Source organism: Paramicrobacterium chengjingii, assembly GCF_011751765.2.
Taxonomy (GTDB): domain Bacteria; phylum Actinomycetota; class Actinomycetes; order Actinomycetales; family Microbacteriaceae; genus Paramicrobacterium; species Paramicrobacterium chengjingii.
Genome location: NZ_CP061169.1, coordinates 1,771,834 through 1,792,915, shown reverse-complemented (window position 1 = coordinate 1,792,915; position 21,082 = coordinate 1,771,834). Strand labels below are relative to the sequence as shown.

At 60.3% G+C, this 21,082-nt stretch carries 22 protein-coding genes, 2 tRNA genes and 1 other RNA gene; 13 read left to right on the top strand and 12 right to left on the bottom strand.

Annotated elements, in window-relative coordinates; all coding sequences use genetic code 11:
• Window positions 1–87: 87 nt before the first annotated feature.
• The 3 genes from HCR76_RS08755 to HCR76_RS08745 all read left to right on the top strand — a co-directional run bounded on the left by HCR76_RS08755 (window position 88) and on the right by HCR76_RS08745 (window position 2,987).
• Window positions 88–1,338, top strand: a complete 1,251-nt coding sequence (locus tag HCR76_RS08755) for a glycosyltransferase (RefSeq protein WP_244971525.1) — start codon at window positions 88–90, stop codon at window positions 1,336–1,338.
• A tRNA-Ile gene (locus HCR76_RS08750) sits at window positions 1,329–1,405 on the top strand. Before HCR76_RS08755 ends, HCR76_RS08750 begins: the two co-directional genes overlap by 10 nt.
• A gap of 91 nt (window positions 1,406–1,496) precedes the next feature.
• Complete coding sequence (locus HCR76_RS08745) at window positions 1,497–2,987, top strand: glycosyltransferase (RefSeq protein WP_166990067.1); 1,491 nt, start codon at window positions 1,497–1,499, stop codon at window positions 2,985–2,987.
• On the opposite strand, the gene HCR76_RS08740 is transcribed toward HCR76_RS08745, so the two are convergent.
• Together HCR76_RS08740 and HCR76_RS08735 are read right to left on the bottom strand one after the other, a co-directional pair.
• Window positions 2,988–4,109: an acyltransferase family protein gene (locus tag HCR76_RS08740; RefSeq protein ID WP_166990065.1), complete on the bottom strand. Its 1,122-nt coding sequence runs from the start codon at window positions 4,107–4,109 to the stop codon at window positions 2,988–2,990. It abuts the gene before it with no gap.
• Window positions 4,110–4,163: 54 nt separating this feature from the next.
• Window positions 4,164–4,712, bottom strand: a complete 549-nt coding sequence (locus tag HCR76_RS08735; protein WP_166990063.1) for a PadR family transcriptional regulator — start codon at window positions 4,710–4,712, stop codon at window positions 4,164–4,166.
• A 220-nt stretch (window positions 4,713–4,932) separates the two neighbouring features.
• On the opposite strand from HCR76_RS08735, the gene HCR76_RS08730 reads away from it, so the two are divergent.
• Window positions 4,933–5,436: a DUF3145 domain-containing protein gene (locus HCR76_RS08730; protein ID WP_166990061.1), complete on the top strand. Its 504-nt coding sequence runs from the start codon at window positions 4,933–4,935 to the stop codon at window positions 5,434–5,436.
• Window positions 5,437–5,521: 85 nt separating this feature from the next.
• On the opposite strand, the gene HCR76_RS08725 is transcribed toward HCR76_RS08730, so the two are convergent.
• The 5 genes from HCR76_RS08725 to HCR76_RS08705 all read right to left on the bottom strand — a co-directional run bounded on the left by HCR76_RS08725 (window position 5,522) and on the right by HCR76_RS08705 (window position 10,382).
• On the bottom strand, window positions 5,522–6,757 hold the full coding sequence (locus HCR76_RS08725) for a beta-ketoacyl-[acyl-carrier-protein] synthase family protein (RefSeq protein ID WP_166990059.1): 1,236 nt from the start codon (window positions 6,755–6,757) through the stop codon (window positions 5,522–5,524).
• A gap of 83 nt (window positions 6,758–6,840) precedes the next feature.
• The gene (locus tag HCR76_RS08720) at window positions 6,841–7,089 is read right to left on the bottom strand and encodes an acyl carrier protein (RefSeq protein WP_166983697.1); all 249 of its coding nucleotides are present in this window, start codon (window positions 7,087–7,089) and stop codon (window positions 6,841–6,843) included.
• Between the two features lie 72 nt (window positions 7,090–7,161).
• On the bottom strand, window positions 7,162–8,166 hold the full coding sequence (locus tag HCR76_RS08715) for a beta-ketoacyl-ACP synthase III (protein ID WP_166990057.1): 1,005 nt from the start codon (window positions 8,164–8,166) through the stop codon (window positions 7,162–7,164).
• A gap of 14 nt (window positions 8,167–8,180) precedes the next feature.
• Window positions 8,181–9,098, bottom strand: a complete 918-nt coding sequence (locus tag HCR76_RS08710; protein WP_166990055.1) for an ACP S-malonyltransferase — start codon at window positions 9,096–9,098, stop codon at window positions 8,181–8,183.
• Between the two features lie 78 nt (window positions 9,099–9,176).
• Window positions 9,177–10,382, bottom strand: a complete 1,206-nt coding sequence (locus HCR76_RS08705; protein WP_166990053.1) for a PucR family transcriptional regulator — start codon at window positions 10,380–10,382, stop codon at window positions 9,177–9,179.
• A gap of 132 nt (window positions 10,383–10,514) precedes the next feature.
• On the opposite strand from HCR76_RS08705, the gene HCR76_RS08700 reads away from it, so the two are divergent.
• Together HCR76_RS08700 and HCR76_RS08695 are read left to right on the top strand one after the other, a co-directional pair.
• On the top strand, window positions 10,515–10,979 hold the full coding sequence (locus HCR76_RS08700; RefSeq protein WP_166990051.1) for a redoxin domain-containing protein: 465 nt from the start codon (window positions 10,515–10,517) through the stop codon (window positions 10,977–10,979).
• 33 nt (window positions 10,980–11,012) lie between these two features.
• A tRNA-Val gene (locus HCR76_RS08695) sits at window positions 11,013–11,088 on the top strand.
• A gap of 189 nt (window positions 11,089–11,277) precedes the next feature.
• On the opposite strand, the gene HCR76_RS08690 is transcribed toward HCR76_RS08695, so the two are convergent.
• Window positions 11,278–11,856, bottom strand: a complete 579-nt coding sequence (locus HCR76_RS08690) for a TetR/AcrR family transcriptional regulator (RefSeq protein WP_166990049.1) — start codon at window positions 11,854–11,856, stop codon at window positions 11,278–11,280.
• A 122-nt stretch (window positions 11,857–11,978) separates the two neighbouring features.
• Here HCR76_RS08690 and HCR76_RS08685 point away from each other — a divergent pair, with 122 nt between their 5' ends.
• The gene (locus HCR76_RS08685; RefSeq protein ID WP_166990047.1) at window positions 11,979–12,773 is read left to right on the top strand and encodes an SDR family NAD(P)-dependent oxidoreductase; all 795 of its coding nucleotides are present in this window, start codon (window positions 11,979–11,981) and stop codon (window positions 12,771–12,773) included.
• A 49-nt stretch (window positions 12,774–12,822) separates the two neighbouring features.
• Here the strand turns inward: HCR76_RS08685 and HCR76_RS08680 are convergent, their stop codons facing one another.
• Window positions 12,823–14,226: an MDR family MFS transporter gene (locus tag HCR76_RS08680; RefSeq protein WP_166990045.1), complete on the bottom strand. Its 1,404-nt coding sequence runs from the start codon at window positions 14,224–14,226 to the stop codon at window positions 12,823–12,825.
• 81 nt (window positions 14,227–14,307) lie between these two features.
• Between HCR76_RS08680 and HCR76_RS08675 the strand changes: the two genes are divergently transcribed.
• Entirely contained in the window at window positions 14,308–14,916 is a 609-nt protein-coding gene (locus HCR76_RS08675; protein WP_166990043.1) for a TetR/AcrR family transcriptional regulator, read from the top strand.
• A 55-nt stretch (window positions 14,917–14,971) separates the two neighbouring features.
• On the opposite strand, the gene HCR76_RS08670 is transcribed toward HCR76_RS08675, so the two are convergent.
• The gene (locus HCR76_RS08670; protein WP_166990042.1) at window positions 14,972–15,640 is read right to left on the bottom strand and encodes a DNA alkylation repair protein; all 669 of its coding nucleotides are present in this window, start codon (window positions 15,638–15,640) and stop codon (window positions 14,972–14,974) included.
• A 178-nt stretch (window positions 15,641–15,818) separates the two neighbouring features.
• Between HCR76_RS08670 and HCR76_RS08665 the strand changes: the two genes are divergently transcribed.
• The 3 genes from HCR76_RS08665 (at window position 15,819) to rnpB (ending at window position 17,777) form a co-directional block, all read left to right on the top strand.
• Window positions 15,819–16,640, top strand: a complete 822-nt coding sequence (locus HCR76_RS08665; RefSeq protein WP_166990040.1) for a Nif3-like dinuclear metal center hexameric protein — start codon at window positions 15,819–15,821, stop codon at window positions 16,638–16,640.
• A 14-nt stretch (window positions 16,641–16,654) separates the two neighbouring features.
• Window positions 16,655–17,392 (top strand): zinc ribbon domain-containing protein, encoded by a 738-nt coding sequence (locus HCR76_RS08660; protein WP_166990038.1) that lies wholly within the window; start codon window positions 16,655–16,657, stop codon window positions 17,390–17,392.
• A 23-nt stretch (window positions 17,393–17,415) separates the two neighbouring features.
• Window positions 17,416–17,777, top strand: an RNA gene (rnpB, locus tag HCR76_RS08655) — RNase P RNA component class A.
• On the opposite strand, the gene ppgK is transcribed toward rnpB, so the two are convergent.
• The gene (gene ppgK / locus HCR76_RS08650) at window positions 17,775–18,554 is read right to left on the bottom strand and encodes a polyphosphate--glucose phosphotransferase (RefSeq protein WP_166990036.1); all 780 of its coding nucleotides are present in this window, start codon (window positions 18,552–18,554) and stop codon (window positions 17,775–17,777) included. The genes rnpB and ppgK overlap by 3 nt on opposite strands.
• A 9-nt stretch (window positions 18,555–18,563) precedes the next feature.
• Window positions 18,564–19,439: a type I methionyl aminopeptidase gene (gene map / locus HCR76_RS08645; protein WP_166990034.1), complete on the bottom strand. Its 876-nt coding sequence runs from the start codon at window positions 19,437–19,439 to the stop codon at window positions 18,564–18,566.
• A gap of 34 nt (window positions 19,440–19,473) precedes the next feature.
• Here map and HCR76_RS08640 point away from each other — a divergent pair, with 34 nt between their 5' ends.
• Window positions 19,474–19,659 (top strand): SPOR domain-containing protein, encoded by a 186-nt coding sequence (locus HCR76_RS08640; protein WP_166990032.1) that lies wholly within the window; start codon window positions 19,474–19,476, stop codon window positions 19,657–19,659.
• Window positions 19,660–19,739: 80 nt separating this feature from the next.
• Entirely contained in the window at window positions 19,740–21,077 is a 1,338-nt protein-coding gene (gene glnA / locus HCR76_RS08635; protein WP_166990030.1) for a type I glutamate--ammonia ligase, read from the top strand.
• The last annotated feature ends 5 nt before the right edge of the window (window positions 21,078–21,082 follow it).

The window sequence follows — 21,082 nt, the reverse complement described above, 5'->3', positions numbered from 1 at the left end:
ATCCACGTCCGTGCGAACGTCTCACAGAGATTCGCCCCTGTGATCGGTGTTACCAACGCCGGCCGAGACGGAGGAACGACCCACACCTTGTCTGAGTCTGAATTTCGCGACACCGAACCTCATGGTCGCCCACTCAAGGTGCTGATCGCTGCCGACACATTTGCCCCCGATGTGAATGGTGCTGCGCGATTCGCTGAACGGCTTGCAGCTGGGCTTGTGGAACGCGGCCATAACGTTCACGTTGTCGCGCCGGCATCGTCACGCCGACACGGAACCTGGACGGAGACGCACGAAGGGCAGCGCATGACCGCCCATCGCCTCTACAGCTGGCGCTGGTTCCCACACGATTGGCTGCGCTTCGCTCTTCCCTGGAGGGTGCGCAAGCATGCCGCACGGATCCTGGATGCTGTTAAGCCCGATGTCGTGCACTCTCAGTCGTTCCTCGTGATTGGGAGGGCGATGACAATTGAGGCAGAACGCCGGGGAATCCGAGTCGTCGCAACGAACCATCTGATGCCCGAGAATCTTCTCGAATTCACGATGCTTCCGGGGTTCATTCAAGAACCCGCCGTCAGAACTATGTGGAACGATGCTCGCAAGATCCTGTCGAAGGCCTCTGCAGTGACAACGCCCACACGTCGAGCTGCAGATTTTCTTGAGCGGGCGACCGGTCGAAGCGACGTTCACGCGATTTCCTGCGGTATCGATGCCTCCCGGTATTCACCGGTTTTCGAGCCGCGCACGGAAAACAGAATCGCGTTCGTCGGCAGGATCACGGGCGAAAAGCAGATCGACGTGCTCATCAAAGCATTCGCACGACTCGATGCTGGTCTCGACGCGCAACTCGAAATTCTTGGCGATGGAGATCAAAAAAAGAATCTGGAGTCTCTTGCGCAACAGCTTGGAGTTGCCGATCGAGTCACGTTTACCGGGTACGTTACTGACGACCAGTTGAAAGCCGCATACAGCCGCGCGACTGTACTGGCGATGCCGTCGATTGCAGAGCTCCAAAGCATCGTCACGATGGAAGCGATGGCTACTGCTCTCCCCATCGTCGCGGCGAATGCCATGGCGCTCCCGCATCTCGTGCATAACGGAGAGAATGGTTATCTCTTTACGCCCGGCGATGACCGGGAACTCGCCCTACGACTGACCGATGTGCTCACGGCTGATGAAGATCGGCTGTCAGCGATGAAACGCGCATCGCTTCGAATGATCAAGCCCCACGACATCCAAAACACACTCTCAACCTTCGAGAGCCTGTATCGTGGTGAAGCGGTGACTGACCCAGTCACCGAAGTCACGGATCTGTCCGATGACAAACGTCGGGGGCGTTAGCTCAGCCGGTTAGAGCAGCGGACTCATAATCCGTCGGTCGCGGGTTCAAGCCCCGCACGCCCCACCAAGCCCTGCGCCGTGACCTGTCACGGCTTCAATAGACCTTGCTCCCGGCAAAGTCACAGGTTCTGCATAGACGACAGGCTTAACCTCGCAACGTGTCGATTGCACAAGTGCGATTCCCGCGGGGGCGGCAGTTTGCTCTGACATGGGGGATACCAGAACATTTCGGGGGCATGACGGCTGCCATGCTCCATCGCTCACGCGCCTTCGTTCGAGAAGGTGGCGTCTCGCTGACGGTGCTGACGCTCGACGATCGAGCCGACTATCCCGAACTTGAGTGGACGCTACGGGCAGAAGGCGCGCTGTCCGACGAGATGCGTCTGCTGAACATCTGGGACTGGCTCCGTGACAACGGCGTCAAGGCCAAAGCGGGCACCCATCAGGCGGTGGACCGACTCGATCCGCGGGAAGATGACGACGTGCACACGCGCGACGGAGTCGTGCTCTGTCGTCGCAGGGGCAAAGACTCAGGAGAATCGTCGGTTGATCGGTATCGCGACGACGGATCGCTTCTCATGACGGACAGGGACGCCGATACTCAACGTTCGATTGTTCTCTACGACGCGTCAGGCAATCCTGTTCGATCGTGGAAGAGCCTCTGGGCTGTGTACAGGTATTGGCTCGACGCTCTGACGGAGGGCAAGCGAAGTTTTCTGGTCATCGACTCGAAGACAGCTGCACGTTTTGTGCATAGCTACCGGCGGGACAACGTCATTACGATGCACCTCATGCACGGGTCGCATCGTCGCGCCGACGGTTCGGATTCTCTCAGCGCGTCGCGCCGTGAATCCTTTGAACACGCTGATGAGTACGATGCTCTGGTCACCTTGACACAGCGCCAGCGCAACGATCTGCTTGCCGATGGAGCTCACCCGAACAAACTCTTTGTCATTCCGAACGGCCGCGCCCGCACACCGGCTGTTCCTGCAGCTGCCCACCATCGAGGACGGGGCGTAATGCTCACGTCGTTGACGAAGCGAAAGCGAGTCAGTCATGCAATTCGGGCCATTTCGATCGCGCGCCAACGAGGATTCGACGTCAGTCTCGAGGTTTACGGTGACGGGCCTGAAAAGAAGAAACTGACCTCATTGATCGAACAGCTTTCACTTGAGGATGCTGTGAGACTGCGACCTTTTGAGAGGAACGCGGCAGCTCGATTCGCCGATGCCGATTTCAGCCTGCTCTCGTCAACGGCTGAAGGCCTGCCGCTCGTACTCGTCGAAGCAATGGCCTACGGGTGCATTCCTATTGCCTACGACATTCGCTATGGACCTGCCGACATCATCGATGATGGTCGAAACGGGTTTCTCGCGGACGACGGAGATGTAGAGTCGCTCGTTCGCAGCATCCTGCGGCAACAGACGATGCCAGACGACGCTCTCGCGCGAATGCGCCGCAAAGCGCAGCTCTTCTCGACACGCTACTCTGATCCGGTTGTTGCGCGACGGTGGGCGCGCGCGATGGAGATCGCTCTCGAGGCGAAGCGCACCCGACACGCTGGAGAACTTTCTCGGCTCGTTCGCGCACGTAAGAGCATTGGCCGGCTGAAGCGCCGTATCGAGCGCGTCACAGGTCTTGATCGGTAATTAGACCGTCGGTGCGGCCGTGGCCTTCGCTACCGTGCGCCCACTCCATTTGCCGACGCTGCGACTCAGCTGTTGCGACGGTGATTCGACCAGCCGGAAGAACAGCGCAGCCACGATGATGCTGGTTGGAATGCCGACGACACCAGTCAGCCACCACAGATCGTCGCCAAAGAGAAAGCCAAATGTGCCCAGAATCGGGGCATGTACAAGGTAGAGGCTGAACGAGATTTTGCCGATCCATTGCACGGGGCGCACCTCGAGAAGGCTCCTGCACGCGGGCCACGCCACGGCAAGCACAATGACGATTCCGGCACCTGCACCAGACAGGCCCCAGAGGATGAGGTTTCCTGGACTCCCGGATTCAAAAACCGGGCGCGCGAGCCAGCTGAACACCATGAAGAGGGCAGCCACGGAGGAAAGCACGAGCCAGGTGCTGAGGTAGTGCTGTCGCTTTCCCCACTCCTCGATGTCGTGCAGGCGCACGGCGATCAGGGTGCCCATCATGAAGACAGGGAGATAGACCAGCGCGTCGACGCTGAAAGTTCGTCCGATAATGCTGAGCATTGCGCACGCGATCCCGAGCCACAGCGCGTGCTTACGCAGGGTTGAGGCAACAAACACGAAGACGGGCAGGAGCAGGGAGAACACGACCTCCCATCGCAAAGACCACAACACGTTGTTGATGTCGTATGTCACTCGAAAGAGCGATGCCTCGCTGAAAAAGCTTCCGCTCGTGACAGACGTGGCTTGCGCGTCACGCAGCCAAGATCCCTCGGCCACCGTCGACGGGTCCCGAGGGATCACCAGAATGAGGGCCGCAGCGACCAGAAGCGACGCAATGACGGGGAGATAGAGGCGCAAGACCCGATGCGGGTAATACGTTGCCCAGGAAAAGCCGTGACGCAGCGCCGGCAGGGCGACAACGACGCCAGAAAGAACGAAAAAGACAAGAACCGACTCTGTGCCGACAAAGAGCAACTTGAGCGGACTTTGCGTGAGCCACGCCCATGTCTCGCCTGACAGGTGCGGTCGGGCCACGAGAGTCGTGTGATAGAGCACTACCACGATCGCGGCGATCCCCCTCACGCCGTCCAGACTGCGAATTCTCCCCACGCTCGACATCACGAACAGGTTACGAGTGTGTGCTGTGCGGAGACTGGATTCTCGCTCAGTGGTTCATGACACCGTCGCGCGTCGTCCACGGCGCGGCCGCGACTGCGCAAGACCATATGATGCTGAAGCCAGTTGGAGTGAGCGCGACATCTCATCGAGCCATTGCACTGCTGCATCATGCAGCATCCTCGTCGCCGAATTGAGTGCCCCTCGTTGTATTTCCGGGTCGTGTTGACCGGGACAGGGAAGAGCGAGCGAAGCACGGTAACCACTCACCAACCGTTCGAAAGGTGCTCCGGGAATCGACGACACCACCAGCACCTGATCGAGCATCTCAGTCCAGTCGCGCACATTCACGTGAGTAGGGCACGACATCCACTCCGCTACGGCTTCGCGCCCCGACGCGGTGAGTGAGTATAACTGGAGGTTATCGTCAGTCATCTCAGCCTCCACGATGAGTCCGGTTTTGCGGAGTCGCTCAAGCGTTCCGTACACCTGGCCGACGTTGATCCCCTCGCGATGGGGAGCTCGTTTGACAAGTTCGTCGCGAAGCTGCAGGCCGTAGGCCGAGCCAAGGGTGAGGATCGCGAGAAGACTGTGCTTGACTGTCACCTTGCTCCTCACTGTGCTCTATACCGAGTATAGATACAGAATGGATGTCGTCAGGGCGGCCGTCAGCTCGAGACTTATCGAACTGACGCTTGTTATCGCCTCGTGGCGTAGGGCATAATGTGGAAAGAACGTAAGTTCAGCTAATTTCATAATGCACGCGCATCATCTGCCTTGTCACTGGTCGTAGGGGAAGACGTACCGGTGAAACAAAGGAGACAAGATGACGACGCCAGCTGCTCGGGGAGTGATCTATGTTCACTCGTCGCCACGCGCGCTATGCCCTCACGTTGAGTGGGCGGCAGGGCGCGCCCTTGGTCGTGCGGTCAACTTCGATTGGTCCGACCAACCCGTCTTGCCCGGCACTCAGCGCACTGAGTTCTACTGGGAGGGTACTCAAGGGATGGGTGCCGCATTGTCTTCTGCTCTGCGCGGCTGGGAGCATCTTCGCTATGAGGTGACCGAGGACGCTACTCCCGGGTACGACGGTGGCCGCTGGATGCATACGCCAGACCTCGGTATCTTCTACGCTCAGCTCGACACGGTTGGCAATATCGTGGTGCCCGAAGATCGCATTCGCGCGGCTATGGACACCGCTCAGGGATCCGGACAGCAGATGGCGGAAAACCTTCGCCTCGCTCTCGGCCAGGCGTGGGACGACGAACTTGACGTCTTCCGCTACGCGAGCGATCATTCACCTGTCGTCTGGCTTCATAAGGTGGGCTGAACTCGCGTCACCGGTCTTCGACACTTGAGGGCTCCTTCCCCTGGGGAAGGAGCCCTCAATCGTCTGTGGCGGTCGCCTCGAATTCTCAGACCGAGCGGAAAGCCGCAACCGCATTGTGGCCACCGAACCCGAAAGAGTTGGTAATGGCGAGTTGGTCTCCACTGCCGAGATTCTGAACGTCTCCGGAGATCGAGAGCGGAATCTCAGCATCCTGAGTCGTCAAGTTGATCGTGGGAGGGGCTACGCGCTCAGCGATCGCGTAGATCGAAAAGACGGACTCAAGTGCCCCCGTACCCCCGAGCAGATGGCCCGTTGACGCCTTCGTGGCAGAGACGGGGATGGAATTCGTCCGCGCGCCGAAAACAGCTCGCAGGGCAGCGTACTCGGCGACGTCGCCGACGGGTGTGCTCGTGGCGTGCGCGTTGATGTGGGTCACATCATCTACCGAGGCGCCTGCCTGCGCGAGTGCACGATTGACCGCACGGCTGGCGCCACGACCCTCGGGGTCATTTGCCGTGATGTGGTACGAATCAGCGGTTACTCCGGCTCCAGCGAGCTCCGCGTAAATGTGAGCACCGCGCGCGAGGGCGTGCTCCTCTGTCTCGAGGACGAGACTGGCAGCACCCTCACCCATGACGAAACCGTCGCGATCAACGCTGTACGGGCGCGAGGCAGTCTCAGGGGAGTCGTTTCTCTTCGAGAGCGCCTGCATCGAAGCGAAAGACGCGATCGTGATGGGATGAATAGCAGATTCTGTACCACCGGCGATCACCACGTCTGCGAGACCTTGCTGCAGGTGCTCATACGCGTTGGCAATGGACTCCGTGCTTGACGCACACGCCGAAGCGACGGTGCGCGCGAAAGCACGCGCATGGAAGTGCATAGATACGGCCGCCGCTGCCGCATTTGGCATGAGCATGGGCACGGTCATCGGCATAACACGACGAGGGCCACGCTCTCGCAGCGTGTCCCAGGCGTCAAGAAGCGTCCAGACGCCGCCGATGCCTGTGGCAAAATCTACTCCGAGTCGTTCTGACTCGACATCGGGCTCGCCGGCATCCGCCCAGGCTTCCTTTGCCGAGATCAACGCGAACTGGCTCGACGGGTCTAAGCGCTTGGCGACCGGTCGCTCCAGCACCTCGCTTGGGCGCACCTTCGCTTCGGCCGCGAACGTGACAGGTATGGAGTACTTCTCGATCCAGTCATACTCAAGTGTGTGGGTGCCGGACTCCTTGGCCAGCAGCGCTGTCCAGCTTTCACGGGCGGTCCCGCCAAGGGGTGATGTTGCACCGATTCCGGTGACGACAATCTTCTTGGTCATTCCTTCGACTCTCTTGGGTCTCTCGTGAGCGCTCGACATCGGCGCGGGCACGCACAGCGCGGCCCGCACCGGAGTCGTGCAAGCTAGGCCTGAGCCTTGACGATGTAGTCGACGGCGTTACGGACGGTCTTGAGGTTCTTGACCTCTTCGTCCGGAATCTTGACGTCGAACTTCTCTTCTGCGTTCACGACGATGGTCATCATCGAGATCGAGTCGATGTCGAGGTCGTCCGTAAACGACTTGTCGAGCTCGACGGTGTCAGCTGCGATGCCGGTCTCATCATTGACGAGCTCGGCGAGGCCAGCGAGGACTTCTTCGTTGGACAGTGCCATGTGTTTCTCCTTGAGTGTCGATTGACCGATGAACAGTCTAGAGGTGAGTAGGGCTGAGATCCGAGAGCTTGGCTACGGCAACACGATTATCTGGGCGCCGAACACGAGTCCAGCGCCAAAACCGATCTGCAAAGCGAAACCGCCGGAAAGCTCGGGATGCCCCTGCAGCAGACGGTGCGTTGCCAGGGGAATGGATGCCGCAGAAGTATTTCCTGTCGACTCGATATCGCGTGCGATGACAACGGAATCGGGAAGACCCAACTGCTTGGCGAACTCGTCAATGATGCGCATGTTTGCCTGGTGCGGAACGAACGCTGCGAGATCTGAGGGGGCAATACCCGCATCCTCGATCGCTTGGCGTGCGACCTTCGCCATCTCCCAGACTGCCCAGCGGAAGACGGTCTGCCCTTCCTGACGGAGTGTCGGCCATTCGGAACGGCCTTCCCGAAAGTCGATGAGTGTGCTGTTCATGCCGACGGCATCGGCACGCGATCCGTCGGACCCCCACACGGTTGGAGAAATGCCCGGCGTGTCGCTTGGCCCGACGACGGCGGCTCCAGCGCCATCGCCGAGCAGAAACGATATGCTGCGATCGGTCGGGTCGACAACATCCGACAGCTTCTCCGCTCCTATCACGAGTGCGTAGTGTGCGGTTCCTGAACGGATGAGAGCATCGGCCTGAGCAACCGCATAGGTGTACCCGGCGCACGCTGCATTGATGTCGTACGCGGCTGCGGGGTTAGCGCCAACGCGATCCGCAACGACAGCGGCCATCGACGGTGACTGCTGCACGTTGCTGATTGTGGCGATCACCACGAGATCGAAGTCGACCGGGTCGACGCCCGATGCTTGGATCGCTTCGCGGGCGGCGTCGGTTGCCATGTCGACCGCGAGCACGCCCTCCGACGCGCGTGTACGTGAGATAATCCCCGTACGCTGCTGAATCCACTCATCAGAAGAGTTGATCGGCTCGACAAGGTCGTCGTTAGGCACCGAGAGGTCGCCGCGAGAAGCACCGAATCCGAGAAAACGGGTGTGTGCGGATCCGGATGACTGCTTAAGAGTGGGGATAGTCATGGCTCTTTCGATTGTCAGGCTGCTGTAATCATGTCGACGGCGGCGTCAAGGTCATCCGGGGTATTGACGGCGAGCGTCGGAATACCCTTGAGGCCCCGGCGCGCAAGCCCGATGAGGGCCCCAGCCGGAGCAATCTCGATCACGCCAGTCACGCTGGCAGCGACGAATGATTCCATGCACAGATCCCAGCGTACGGGCGAGGCAACCTGCGTGACGAGAAGGTCGCGGAATCGAGCGCCATCGGTGACTTCGGAGCCGTCGTTATTCGTCCATAGTCGAAGCGAGGGGTCAGTGGTACCAAACGAGCTGGCTCGTGTCTCGAGAAAACTGCGTGCATCGTTCATGTAACGCGTATGGAAAGCGCCAGCGACCTTGAGCGGCATCACGCGTGCCTTTGCCGGCGGCTCGTCGGCGAGCCGAGCGAGCGCAGGCAGTTCTCCGGCAACAACGATCTGCCCGCCGCCGTTGTAATTCGCGGGCTGGAGGCCGACGGCTTCAGCACTTCGCACGACGTCATCGGGTTCGCCGCCAAGAACGGCGCTCATACCGGTGGGTACCACCTGAGCAGCTTCAGCCATCGCCGCGGCCCGCTCTCCGACGAACGCCATTCCATCGGCGGAGGTGAGCACCCCCGCACCAACAGCTGCGGTGATCTCTCCGACAGAATGCCCCGCGATTCCTCCGACCTGGGCGAGAGCATCTCGTCGCGACAGTTCGTCGAGAACCAGGAGTCCAGCGGCAACGATCAGCGGTTGAGCGATCGCCGTGTCCTTGATCGTCTCGGCATCACTCTCGGTGCCGTGCGCCACGAGGTCGAGCCCTGCGGCATCCGAATAGTCGGCGAGACGCGATCTCGCGTCGCCTGAGTCGAGCCACGGTGCGAGGAAACCTGGTTTCTGCGAGCCCTGTCCAGGGCAGACGATGACAATCACCGTTCTAGTCTGCCGTCCCGACGCGCCTCGTGTGTGTTGAACACCCACGAAGAATGAAAGTTTCCTTTGTGGAAGGTGTCATGCTTTGGGCTTCCTCTTGCGCGCAGGTTCGTGCTCCGCAATGGAACCAAGAATCAATGCTGACTGCAGAATGAGTGCTTCTCGCGCGCCCGTGGCATCCCATCCGATGACTTCTGAGACGCGCTTCAGACGATACCTCACGGTATTTGGGTGCACGAAGAGCTCGCGTGCGGTGGCCTCAAGCGAACGACCATTATCGAGGTAGCACCAGAGCGTTGTCGCGAGCTCGGTTGAATGGTCTTTAAGGGGCCGATACACGCGCTCGATAAGGGTGCGCTTCGCCAGCGGGTCACCGGCGAGCGCGCGCTCGGGGAGCAAATCGTCGGCAAGAACCGGACGAGGTGCGTGCCGCCATGCTCGCGCGACGGCGAATCCCGCAAGTGCGGCGCGAGCGCTCTGTGAGGCTTCGATCAATGTGGGCACGGGATGCCCGAGCACAAGATGTCCCTCGCCGAACCCGGACTCCAGTTGTGAGGCGATCTCCTGGAACGACAGGCTCGGAGCGGTGCCGACGGTCTCTTCGCCTTCGGCGGTTCGAGAATCAGAACGCCCGATCACGAGAACGAGCCGCTTGCCCTGCACGCCGATCAACACGTCCGCCTGCATATGCCGAGCCGCTCGACGCACGTGGTCCACATCGAGCTGAGGGGGAGTCGTCCCCACGAGAACGCACACCTCTCCGTGCCCGTGCCAGCCTAGTGCGGCAATACGGCTGGGCAGCTCGTCATCGGTCTCGCCCGTCAGAATAGAGTCGACGACGAGCGCTTCAAGCCGTGCATCCCAGAGGCCGCGAGCTTCTGCGGCGCGCGCATATACGTCGGCCGCTGCGAACGCGATCTCGCGTGAGTACAGCAGAATCGCTTCTCTCAGCTGTTCATCACGCCCCGCGACGCGCTCTTCGACCACTTCCACGGTCACGCGAATGAGTTGAAGAGTCTGCTGCAGGCTGACAGAGCGAAGTAGCTCTCGCGGCGCAGCGCCGAAGACGTCTGCGGCAATCCACGGGGTCGACCGCGGATCATCGAACCAGGCGATGAAAGATGAGATGCCTGCCTGGGCTACCAATCCAACTGAGCTGCGTCGCCCAGGCGGCATGTCGGCGTACCACGGCAGAGTATTCTCTAGTCGCTTGATCGTGACAGTGGCAAGCTCACCAGAGATGCGGCGCAGCCAGGCAAGTGTTTCTTCTTTAGTCCGTGGCACGTTTGAGTTTTCTCCTCGTCGTCACCAGCGATTGTGTCAGGGTCCGATGGGCAATAGCGGCCATCGACCACTCAGCCTAACGCTGTCCCCGCTACCCTTATGCGAGGTACGCCACGAGAAAGGTAGCGAAGGATGCTCTCTGTCGGCGATGCTGCGCCCGATTTCGACCTCGTCGATCAGCACGGCCGATCCGCGACTTTGGCTCAGATGCTGGGACGACGCATCATGCTTGTGTTTCTTCCGCTTGCATTCTCAGGAATCTGCGCGAACGAGCTTCAGCAACTGGCTGACGACCGGCCCCTCTTCGTCACTGCCGGCACTGAGGTCATCGTCATCTCGGTGGACTCGATGTTCACACTGCGAGCATGGGGAGACGAAGCGGATACCCCATATCGGCTCCTCTCTGATTTCTGGCCACATGGCCGCGTTGCAGAGCGCTATCAGGCCTTTGACTCGGCGACTGGTCGAGCCACTCGAACGAGCGTCGCGATTGACGAAAATGGAACGGTGCGGGCCGTCTTCTCTGCGGCGCCTGACCGTGCGCGAACGACGGCGATGTATGCCCGGGCGCTCGCGATGTTCGACGAGCGCGCTTGAACCGCTATCATTGACACGTCGCGTCAGCGATAGGGGCCTTTAGCTCAGTTGGTAGAGCGCCACGTTTACACCGTGGATGTCGTCGGTTCGAGCCCGGCAGGGCCCACCAGAAGGTCGTCGTTCAAACCAACGACGCCACCGGCATGTGTTCCAGATTCTGGGTGAGGCAGTCATCCAGGCGTGCTTTGCTTGTTTGTCTTCGACGTCTCCGATGCTGTACAGGCACTGTCACGCGGCGATTGCAGACGAGGTCACGAACGAGCAACTGCACTGGGCGAATGAGGTCGCCTCTGCTCGGTCAAGTTACGCCGCGTGCCCAAGCTCTGGCTGTGGAGTCTGCGAGGTCGGTGATTTGGGTCTTGGGGAGTACGTGCTGCACGTTTCCCCCGATTGCCAGTGCGGTGACACCGTGCGCCAGTGACCAGAGCTCGGCGGCACGCCGGGTGGTCTCGGCCGGTGGCAGATGCCGGCTCAGGGCGGCTTCGAGTCGCTCCTGGACCTTGAAGGTCTGTTGAAGCAGATCGCTGTGGTGGGTCTTGTCGATGCCGTGCGCGAACATCACTTCGAATCGGGCGGGGTCCTCACGGGCGAAGCGCAGGTACTCAATGGCGATCAGTGCCGCCGTGTCGTCGAATGCCTGCATGACGGGCATGCTCGTGAATCGCTTCTCCAGCTCCAGAAATCCGGTCAAGGCCGCTGCGGCGAGCATGGCGTCGCGATCAAGGAAATGCCGGTAAGGGGCCGAGGATGACACCCCGACGCGACGGGCGGCTTCGGACACGCTGAATCCCCGCGCGCCACGTTCACGCACGAGTTCTGTGGTCGCTGCCAGCAGGGCGTTGCGCAGATCGCCATGGTGATAGCCGCGTTCAGACATCGGTGAACACCTCCTATGTTGCAGTCTCTCACATTGACGGTTTATCCTGATGTGTGAACCTCTCACATTGAGAGCGGTCGGCGTTGGATTGCAGTGCCGGCCTCGACAAGCGAGGAGATCCGATGCGATACGAGGCAACGACTGCTTTAGTGACGGGCGCGAGTTCGGGCATCGGCGCGGAATTTGCCAGACGCCTCGCGCGTCGAGGGGCAGACATCGTCGCGGTCGCCCGCCGGGTCGAGGAACTGGAAGCACTTGCCGACGAGATTCGAGCCGAGACTGGGCGACGGGTGCATGTCGTTCCGTTCGATCTGTCCGAGGATCGTGCCGGCCATCGGCTGGCCGGGCATCTCGCTGAGGCCGGACTACGGGTCGAGAATGTGGTTAACTGCGCTGGAGTCGGGTTGACGCGCGCGTTCGCCGATGCCACTGAAGAGGAAATCCGGCGGCAGCTGCGGGTGAATATCGATGCCACCGTCGATGTCTCGCACGCGTTTATTGCGCAGCTCGTCGACGCTGGTCAGGGTGCGCTGATCAACGTAGCGAGTTTGACTGCCTACATGCCGGTGCCGGGCATGGCAGTGTATGCGGCATCCAAATCGTTTGTCGTACGTTTCACCGAGGCGCTGGCACATGAGGTGCGCTGGTCCGGTGTAACGGTGATGGCCGTTTCGCCGGGCCCGACGGCGACGGAGTTCTACAACACTTCGGGAACCACAGAGAGTGGGGTGCGGTTCCAGACCCCGGATCAGGTCGTGACCACGGCGCTGGACGCTCTGCAGCGCAGGAACCCGCCGGTCAGTGTCATCTCGGGGGCGCGCAACCGCTGGATCAAGAGGCTCGTCGGGACGCTGCCCGCGCGAATAGTCGTGCGCGCCGCTGAAACGCGGCCCGCCAATTCTGTGACGCCCGGGTAGCCCAACCTGACAAGGACGACACTCGAAACATCTACGCCGACAGGCCATCTCACAGGTTCCCTCTCCGCGAGGGGAGGAGTACCGACGCAATTGCCGCCGCGATTGTGATCGCGATGGTCCACCAGAAGGCACTCTGAAAGCCAGCCTGAGTATCGGTTTGAGTTGCCACGGCCGTGAGCACCACCGCAACGAGAGCTGTGCCGAACGCACCTCCAAGCTGCTGAACGATGCGGGTGATAGCGGATGCATGGGGCATCTCGTCCCTGCGGATGTCGACATACGCAACCGTCATGACTGGAATCAGCACGACGCCGAGTCCGAAACCACGAACGAACAGGGCGATACCGAGCAGCCAGACACTCGCATCCGCGCCCGTGAGAGCGAATGGGACAGTTGCGGCGGCGATGACAAGAAAGCCGACGAGCGCAACAATCCGGGGACCGACGGCGTCAACCAGCTTTCCTGCAATGAGTCGGGCAAGAAGCGTTCCGACGCCTTGGGGAATGAGCAGCAGCGCGGCGGTCAAGACGTCAGCACCCCGAAGTGTCTGAAAGTAGAGCGGAAGCAAGAACGTGCTCGCAAAGAGTGTCGCACCAAGAAAGGTCAACGTGATTGAAGACGCACGAACGGAACGTTGCGCAAGCAGCCGTACGTCAATGAGCGCCGCTCCGGCCCGGCGCATGGCCCAGATGGTGAATGCGACGAGCATCACGGCACCGATGATTATGGGAAAGAGCACATCAGCCCTGCTGAATCCGCCTTCCGCATGAACGTTGGACAGGCCGTAGAGCAGCCCGGCCAGCGCAGGAACGAGAAGCACAACGCCGATCAGGTCGAGGCGTTGGTGATGAGCATCGCGGTGCGGACGATCCTTGCTGATGAAGAAGAACGCGAGGATCAGGCCGGCAACCCCGAGGGGAACGTTGATCAGGAAAAGCCAGTGCCAATCTAGCCAGTGCAGCACAACGCCACCGAGAACCGGCCCGAGAATTGGACCGAGCGCGATCGGCAAACTCACTATTGCCATGGTGCGCGCCATCGCTTGTGGTGCGACGTTCTGCATTGCCAGCGTCTGCATGAGCGGGAACATGATTCCCCCGCCTAGTCCTTGCACGACGCGAAATGCGATCAACGACTCAGCGTTCCATGCACAGGCACACAGAATGGAACCGAGCACAAAGAAACCGAGCGCGAACAGCCACAGCCGTTTGCCTCCCAATCTCGCCTGCGCCCAGCTCACAAAGGGGATTGCTACCGCAAGGGCGAGCAAATATCCAGTACTGACCCATTGGATCGTCGCAATCGGAGCATTAAGACGATCGGTGAGCGTGTGGAGTCCGACCGCCACGATTGTCGTGTCGAAGATTGCCGTGATTCCACCGACGATCAACGCCGTGAGCAATTTTCCTGTTGATTGAGCCGGCGACGTGCTCGTCGGCAGTGTGTCTGTCATTGCACCTCCATAGTGAACGTATGCGTTCACTATGGTAGGCACGTAAGATAGTGAACGCAAGCGGACCTAATGGGGTGGAGCATGACGACGACACGGCGACGTGGCACGGCTTTGGAAGACGCGATCCTCAAGGCGGGTTGGGAACAGCTACTCGACGGCGGCTATGCCGGTTTTGCGATCGAGACGATTGCGGAGCGCGCCAAAACGGGCAAAGCCGCTCTCTATCGACGGTGGCCAGACAAAGAATCGCTGATGCTCGCGGTTCTTGCCCACCGCTATCTTGGATTGCCCCCCGACGTCGCTGACACGGGGTCGCTCCGCGGGGACGTTATCGAGCTTCTGCGTTCGGCGAATCGTCTTGGTGATAGTGCAGCTGCCGTGCTCAGTATGATGCTGGGCGCCTATTTTGACGAATTGAAAACGACACCCGCGCAGCTGCGCACTCGCTTGCTCGGGGACCGCGCACTCACGATGTCCCGAATCATCGATCGCGCGATTGAACGCGGCGAGATCTCGTCCGCCCTGCCGGCTCGAATCGTGTCTCTGCCCTTCGATCTGGTTCGTCACGAACTCGTCATGAACCTCGGACGGGTCTCCGAGGAAACAATCGTTGACATCGTGGACACGGTCTTTCTTCCACTTGTTGCGACGACTCAGCTTTCGCACGACGACAAGGATTGGCTCGATTGATAGGAGCCGATGCCTGGCGGCCGCTCGGTGCGCGATTCGCGGGTGATGCGATTAGTTATGTGTGTTGCCGTCTCACGAGCTCTGCGATCCACAGCGGTGCGTACGGTGACGTGCAGTTCGGTGGTGTCGGGTAGTCCTTCAGCACTTCGAGGCGTTCGCCGATTGATATGGCGCGATCTCGGTGCTCCGGATGCGCGATTCCGATCTGGGCAAGACAGGTATTCATGGCCCACTGGAGTCGTTCGGGGGCGTCTTTCATGTTCGCTTCGATCTCGTCGAGAATGGCGTGCAAATCGAGTCCGTCCGACTTCTTCACGACACGGTCAGTCGTCAACGCCCAGCCCGCGCTCGCGACGTTCGGACGATGGTCATGGAACCAGACGATGCGAAGTTCCTCTACATATGCAGACTTTTTCACGACATAATTCACGAGCCAGTCTTGCACCTTCGGTGCATGTGCCTCGGGCAGCATCCTGTCGAGTTCGTTCTTTTCGAAGTCCTTCGGTCGGCAGATCAGAATACCCAGCAACATGGCCGCAGTATCGTCGCTAGCCCACAGCTCACGGGCAAGAGCGTGCTGCTTCTTCAGCCGTTTGGCAATCCTTCTCAGTGCGCTGAGATTGACTCCATGATCGTCACCGTGACGCTCATTTACCGCGCGCATCTTCGGATCTTCGAGGCCGGCGAGCTCGTTCAGCAGCTCGGATACAGTCGAATCAGCCACGGCAACTCCTTCACCTCGCACCATGTTCCCCAGCCTACGACCCGCCAACCTGGCAACGCCGCACAGCTCGATCATGGTTCCGGGCGCGGAGAGCCCGTTCGCCTGGCAATCCCGTTGACGGTCGAGTGCGAGGCATAATCGTGCACTGAGGCTCCCTGGTGTCGCGTAGGCTTGCGTCGTGGCCGCCTTACTTTCAGAGATTCTCGTCGCCGCAGATGACCTGTGGCCACACTCCGGTGCGGAGGAATGGGACTCCACCGGCCTGATCAGCGGGGACCCGCGCGAGAGCGTTGAGCGGGTGGTTCTCGCTGTTGATGCCGTCGCCGCAACTGTCGATGAGGCGATCAACGCAAACGCTCAGCTGTTGCTCGTGCACCACCCGCTTCTGATGCGCGGGGTGACGAGCATTTCTGCAGATCAATACAAAGGGTACGTTCTCTCACGCCTGATTCGCGGAAATTGCGCCCTGCTTTCCGCTCACACCAACGCTGACGTCGTTGACGGGGGTACCTCTTCTGCTCTGGCTAACGCTCTGGGAATCGTCGACAGCGAACCGATCACGGCGGCGCGCAACGGCAACGGTGGGTTGGGGCGCGTCGGTGATCTCATGCATCCGCTCACCCTTGAAGAATTCGCGGCACGTGTCGCCGACGTGCTGCCCAAGACGGTCAGTGGTGTGCGCGTTGCGGGCGACCCTGCGGCATCCGTTCGCCGCATTGCGATCTGCGGCGGCGCGGGGGACTCCCTGCTGAGTCACCCGACCGTGAGATCGGCGGATGTGTATGTCACGAGCGACCTCAGACACCACCCAGCGTCCGAGGCACGAGAACAAGCTCTCCTCACGGCAGGGCCAGCGCTCGTGGACGTGTCACACTGGGCGGCCGAATCACTGTGGCTTGAAAACGCTGCAGCGCAGCTCACTGCGCGCTTCCCCTCACTCGATATTCGGGTGAGTGAGTCGCGCACCGACCCGTGGGACTTCTCGGTCCACAACGCCTGACGAAAGAGACACACGTGAAAGCACCGAACGCCGAGCAGAAGAAGCTTCTTGAACTTCAGCAAATTGATTCGACTCTCGATCGCCTCGCGCACCGCGAGAAAAATCTGCCTGAGAATGCGCTGCTACGGGAGGCCGCAGCCGAGCGCGATGGCATCGTCAGCCGCCTCGCCACTGAGGTCGGCGCCGTCGAAGACGCTGAAGCCGATCTCGGCCGACTCGAATCGGATGCTGCAACAGTCGCGGCACGCATGGAACGCGACGAACAACGGCTTCAGCACACTTCTTCAGTGAAAGACGTCGCTGCTCTCGAATCCGAGCTGGAATCGCTGCGCGGCCGCACTGCGGTGCTCGAAGAGCAACAGCTAGACGTGATGCAGACCGTGGAAGACGCGCGAGGGGTCGCCGATGGGACTCACGCAGAGGGCGTTGAGATCGATGCACGCATCACCGAGATCCGCTCACAAATCCAGACGGCATTGGACGATATTGCCGCAGAGCGTGGCACCCTCGCAGGCACACGCCACGCACTTACAGAAAAGCTCGATACCGAGCTGCTCGAGGCCTATGAGAAGCAACGAGCGAAAACCGGCATCGGCGCAGCGCACTTTCGTGCGGGCACGTGCGGAGGTTGCACGATGAGCTTGACCGGGCAGGACCTCGCAAACGTTCGCGCCGCCGCTCTCGACGATGTTGTTCGCTGCCCCGAATGCAATTGCATTGTCGTGCGCACCGAGGAATCCGGACTCTGGTGAGCAGGCTACGATAGAACGGTGAACGGGTCGGCAAGACGGTCGCGTCACCGGTAACGGTGCCGAGGAACGTCCGGGCTCCAGAGAGCAGGGTGGTGGGTAACACCCACCCGAGGCAACTCGCGAGACAGTGCAACAGAGAGCAGACCGCCGCCGGCCTTGGCCGGCGGTAAGGGTGAAAGGGTGGTGTAAGAGACCACCAGCATCCGGGGTGACCCGGGTGGCTCGGTAAACCTCGCCCGGAGCAAGGTCAGACAGGGAACTATGAGGCTGCTCGTCTCGTTCCCGGGTAGACCGCTAGAGGGCCGTGGCAACACGTCCCCGAGAGAGATGGCCGTCCAGAGCGCGTGCGCTCAGACAGAACCCGGCGTAACAGTCGGCCCGTTCACACCAACGCCGGATGCATCTCCGACGCTCGCACTGCAGCTCCCAGGATGCCTGCGTTGTTCCGTAGCTGCGCGGGTACGATCGGTGCGTTGAGGTCGAGAAGCGGAAGAAAGCTCTCGTGATGTTTCGAGACCCCGCCACCGACAACAATGAGGTCGGGTGACAAATAGACCTCGCATGCGCTGTAGTAACGCTGCAGCCGCATTGCCCACGACTTCCACGACAGGTCTTCCCGTTCGCGAGCCGCATTTGACGTGACCGTTTCAGCATCGTGACCATCAATTTCGATGTGGCCCAGTTCGACATTCGGTATGAGAATGCCGTCGGAGAGAATCGCCGTTCCGATTCCGGTTCCGAGCGTTGTCATCAACGTCACGCCGTCGACGTCCTTTGCCGCCCCATAGCGGAGCTCGGCGAGGCCAGCAGCATCCGCATCATTGAGAAAGCTGATGTCGCGGGAGAGCGCCTCTTCGAAGAGCTTCTCTGCCTCGAGCCCGATCCAGTCATCAGAAACGTTCGCGGCGGACATCGTCACCCCATGTTTGACAACGGTGGGAAAGGCAACGCCGAGGGGCGCATGTTCGATGTCGTCGTGCGAGAGCTGTTCGAAGAGCGTGCACACCGCCTCAATCACGTCGTCAGGTCGTGCTCCCCGTGGGGTCGGCACCTTGATACGATCGCTGATCAAAACACCCGTGCGCACGTCGACGGATGCTCCTTTGATTCCCGTACCACCGATATCGATGCCGATGGCGACGTCACTGTCGTGCGAGCTCATGCCATCAGATTACCGCCCCGAGTGGAGAGTGAGCACCTCGGCACCGAGTTCGGTTACGACAAGCGTGTGCTCAAACTGCGCCGTGAGGGATTTATCCTTGGTCGTCACCGTCCAGTCATCAGCCCAGAGATCCCACGCGATATCCCCCGCCGTCAGCATTGGTTCGATCGTAAACACCATTCCCGGCTGCATAATGGTGCTGTGCTCGGGCGCTGAATCGTAATGGGGAATGATCAGACCCGAGTGAAATGCTTCGCCGACGCCGTGGCCGGTGAAGTCGCGCACGACCCCGTAGCCGAAACGTTTCGCGTAGGACTCGATGGCTCGGCCGATGACGTTCACCTCACGGCCAGGAGCCACTGCCTTGATTCCACGACGGAGGGCTTCTTCCGTGCGCTCGACGAGGTTTCGAGCCTCGTGCGATGACTCGCCGACAAGAAACGTGCGATTCGTGTCACCGTGCATTCCGTTGTGGAAAGCTGTGATGTCGATATTGATGATGTCGCCGGACTCGAGGACGGTGTCGTCTGGGATGCCGTGACAAATCACTTCATTGAGGGAGCTGCACAGAGACTTTGGATACCCGCGATAGCCGAGTGTCGACGGATACGCCTCGTGCTCAATGAGGAATTCGTGTGCGATGCGGTCTAACTCATCGGTCGTCACACCGGGCACGATGTTCTCACCGACCATTGATATCGCTTGAGCAGCGATCACACTCGACGTGCGAATGCGCTGAACCTGCTCGTCTGTGTAGATATCGTTGCCGGCATACGCCGTCGGTGTCTTCCGACCCACGTACTCAGGCCGGGTTACCGACGTGGGCACAGAGCGAGGAGCGCTGATGCGTCCGGGAAACAGATGGCCGTGAGAATCCTTAGGCATAGACTCGATCCTAAGTGAGCACAAGGGAGCACCGATGACTGACGATCCGTCAAAGAAGTATTGGTACAACCTCAAGTCCGGCGAGGTGGAGCACGGGTACGTCTCGCCCTCCGTCGACAGGGTTGGTCCGTTTGACACCCAAGACGAGGCGTCGCACGCGCTGGATCGACTTGCGGAAAATAGCCGCAAGTGGGCGGAAGAGGAAGAATCCGAGAGATGAACCGAGTCCCGTCACGCACGGGCAGCCCTGTCACCGACTAGCCTGGAAAGTGCCGCCACCGGCCATCGAAAGGGGAGTGGATGGACAAGCAGCAGGACTTCGTTCTTCGCACGATCGAGGAGCGAGGAATCAAGTTCGTCCGACTCTGGTTCACTGACGTCGTCGGAACCCTCAAATCTGTCGCGATCGCGCCGGCCGAGGTGGAAGGCGCGTTCGTCGAGGGCCTTGGGTTTGACGGCTCAGCGATTGAGGGCTTCACCCGAAGTTACGAGTCTGACCTGCTCTCGCTTCCCGATCCAGGCACGTTCCAGGTGCTTCCGTGGAGAGGTGAGATCGACCCGACCGCTCGCATGTTCTGCGATCTCACCACACCGGATGGGCAGCCGGCCGCTGCAGATCCTCGACATGTACTGAAACGCACGCTCGAGAAAGCGAAAGATCTCGGCTTTACGTTCTATACCCACCCAGAGGTCGAGTTCTACCTGATGAAATCCACGACGATTGTCGATGGCAGCCCCGTGCCCGTCGACGACGCTGGGTACTTTGACAATGTTCCAGGTGGAACCGCGCACGATTTTCGCCGGCGCGCCGTCACCATGCTTGAAGACATCGGAATCTCCGTCGAATACAGCCATCACGAAGGTGGCCCCGGGCAGAACGAGATCGACCTCAGGTATGCGGATGCGCTCACGACGGCAGACAACATCATGACTTTTCGCACGGTTGTGAAAGAGGTGGCCATCGAACAGGGCGTCCACGCCACGTTCATGCCGAAGCCGATGTCAGGACAACCCGGTTCAGGAATGCACACGCATATGTCGCTTTTTGAAGGGGACACAAACGCCTTCTACGAGGCCGGCGCGCAGTACCAGCTGTCGAAGGTCGGTCGTCAGTTTATCGCCGGCCTTCTGACCCACGCTCAAGAGATTACCGCCGTCACTAATCAATTTGTGAACTCATACAAGCGCATCTGGGGCGGCGATGAGGCACCAAGCTTTGTAACTTGGGGGCACAACAATCGCTCAGCCCTCATCCGAGTCCCGATGTATAAGCCGCACAAGGGGCAGAGCTCTCGCGTCGAATACCGTGGAATCGACTCGGCGTGCAACCCCTACCTGGCGTTCTCTCTCATGCTCGCCGCAGGTTTGAAGGGTATCGAAGAGGGCTACGAACTTCCGCCTGAGGCCGAGAACAACGTCTGGAGCCTGTCTGATGCCGAGCGGAGGGCCCTCGGCTATGAGCCGTTGCCGTCAAACCTCGATCACGCCGTGCAATATATGGAGCAGTCTGAGCTCGTTGCCGAGACTCTCGGTTCACAGGTCTACGACTACTTCATGCTCAACAAGCGCCAGGAATGGTATGACTATCGCGCTCAAGTCACTCCCTATGAGTTGCGCACGAATCTGACAGCCTTGTGAGCCTC

Excerpts from the sequence above, each read along its gene's own strand:
- map (WP_166990034.1), bottom strand. The coding sequence starts at position 19,439 with ATGCCTAAGGATTCTCACGGCCATCTGTTTCCCGGACGCATCAGCGCT.
- HCR76_RS08700 (WP_166990051.1), top strand. The coding sequence starts at position 10,515 with ATGCTCTCTGTCGGCGATGCTGCGCCCGATTTCGACCTCGTCGATCAG.
- HCR76_RS08690 (WP_166990049.1), bottom strand. The coding sequence starts at position 11,856 with ATGTCTGAACGCGGCTATCACCATGGCGATCTGCGCAACGCCCTGCTG.
- HCR76_RS08685 (WP_166990047.1), top strand. The coding sequence starts at position 11,979 with ATGCGATACGAGGCAACGACTGCTTTAGTGACGGGCGCGAGTTCGGGC.
- HCR76_RS08640 (WP_166990032.1), top strand. The coding sequence starts at position 19,474 with ATGACTGACGATCCGTCAAAGAAGTATTGGTACAACCTCAAGTCCGGC.
- HCR76_RS08730 (WP_166990061.1), top strand. The coding sequence starts at position 4,933 with ATGACGACGCCAGCTGCTCGGGGAGTGATCTATGTTCACTCGTCGCCA.
- HCR76_RS08715 (WP_166990057.1), bottom strand. The coding sequence starts at position 8,166 with ATGACTATCCCCACTCTTAAGCAGTCATCCGGATCCGCACACACCCGT.
- HCR76_RS08740 (WP_166990065.1), bottom strand. The coding sequence starts at position 4,109 with ATGTCGAGCGTGGGGAGAATTCGCAGTCTGGACGGCGTGAGGGGGATC.
- ppgK (WP_166990036.1), bottom strand. The coding sequence starts at position 18,554 with ATGAGCTCGCACGACAGTGACGTCGCCATCGGCATCGATATCGGTGGT.
- HCR76_RS08675 (WP_166990043.1), top strand. The coding sequence starts at position 14,308 with ATGACGACGACACGGCGACGTGGCACGGCTTTGGAAGACGCGATCCTC.
- glnA (WP_166990030.1), top strand. The coding sequence starts at position 19,740 with ATGGACAAGCAGCAGGACTTCGTTCTTCGCACGATCGAGGAGCGAGGA.
- HCR76_RS08720 (WP_166983697.1), bottom strand. The coding sequence starts at position 7,089 with ATGGCACTGTCCAACGAAGAAGTCCTCGCTGGCCTCGCCGAGCTCGTC.
- HCR76_RS08680 (WP_166990045.1), bottom strand. The coding sequence starts at position 14,226 with ATGACAGACACACTGCCGACGAGCACGTCGCCGGCTCAATCAACAGGA.
- HCR76_RS08725 (WP_166990059.1), bottom strand. The coding sequence starts at position 6,757 with ATGACCAAGAAGATTGTCGTCACCGGAATCGGTGCAACATCACCCCTT.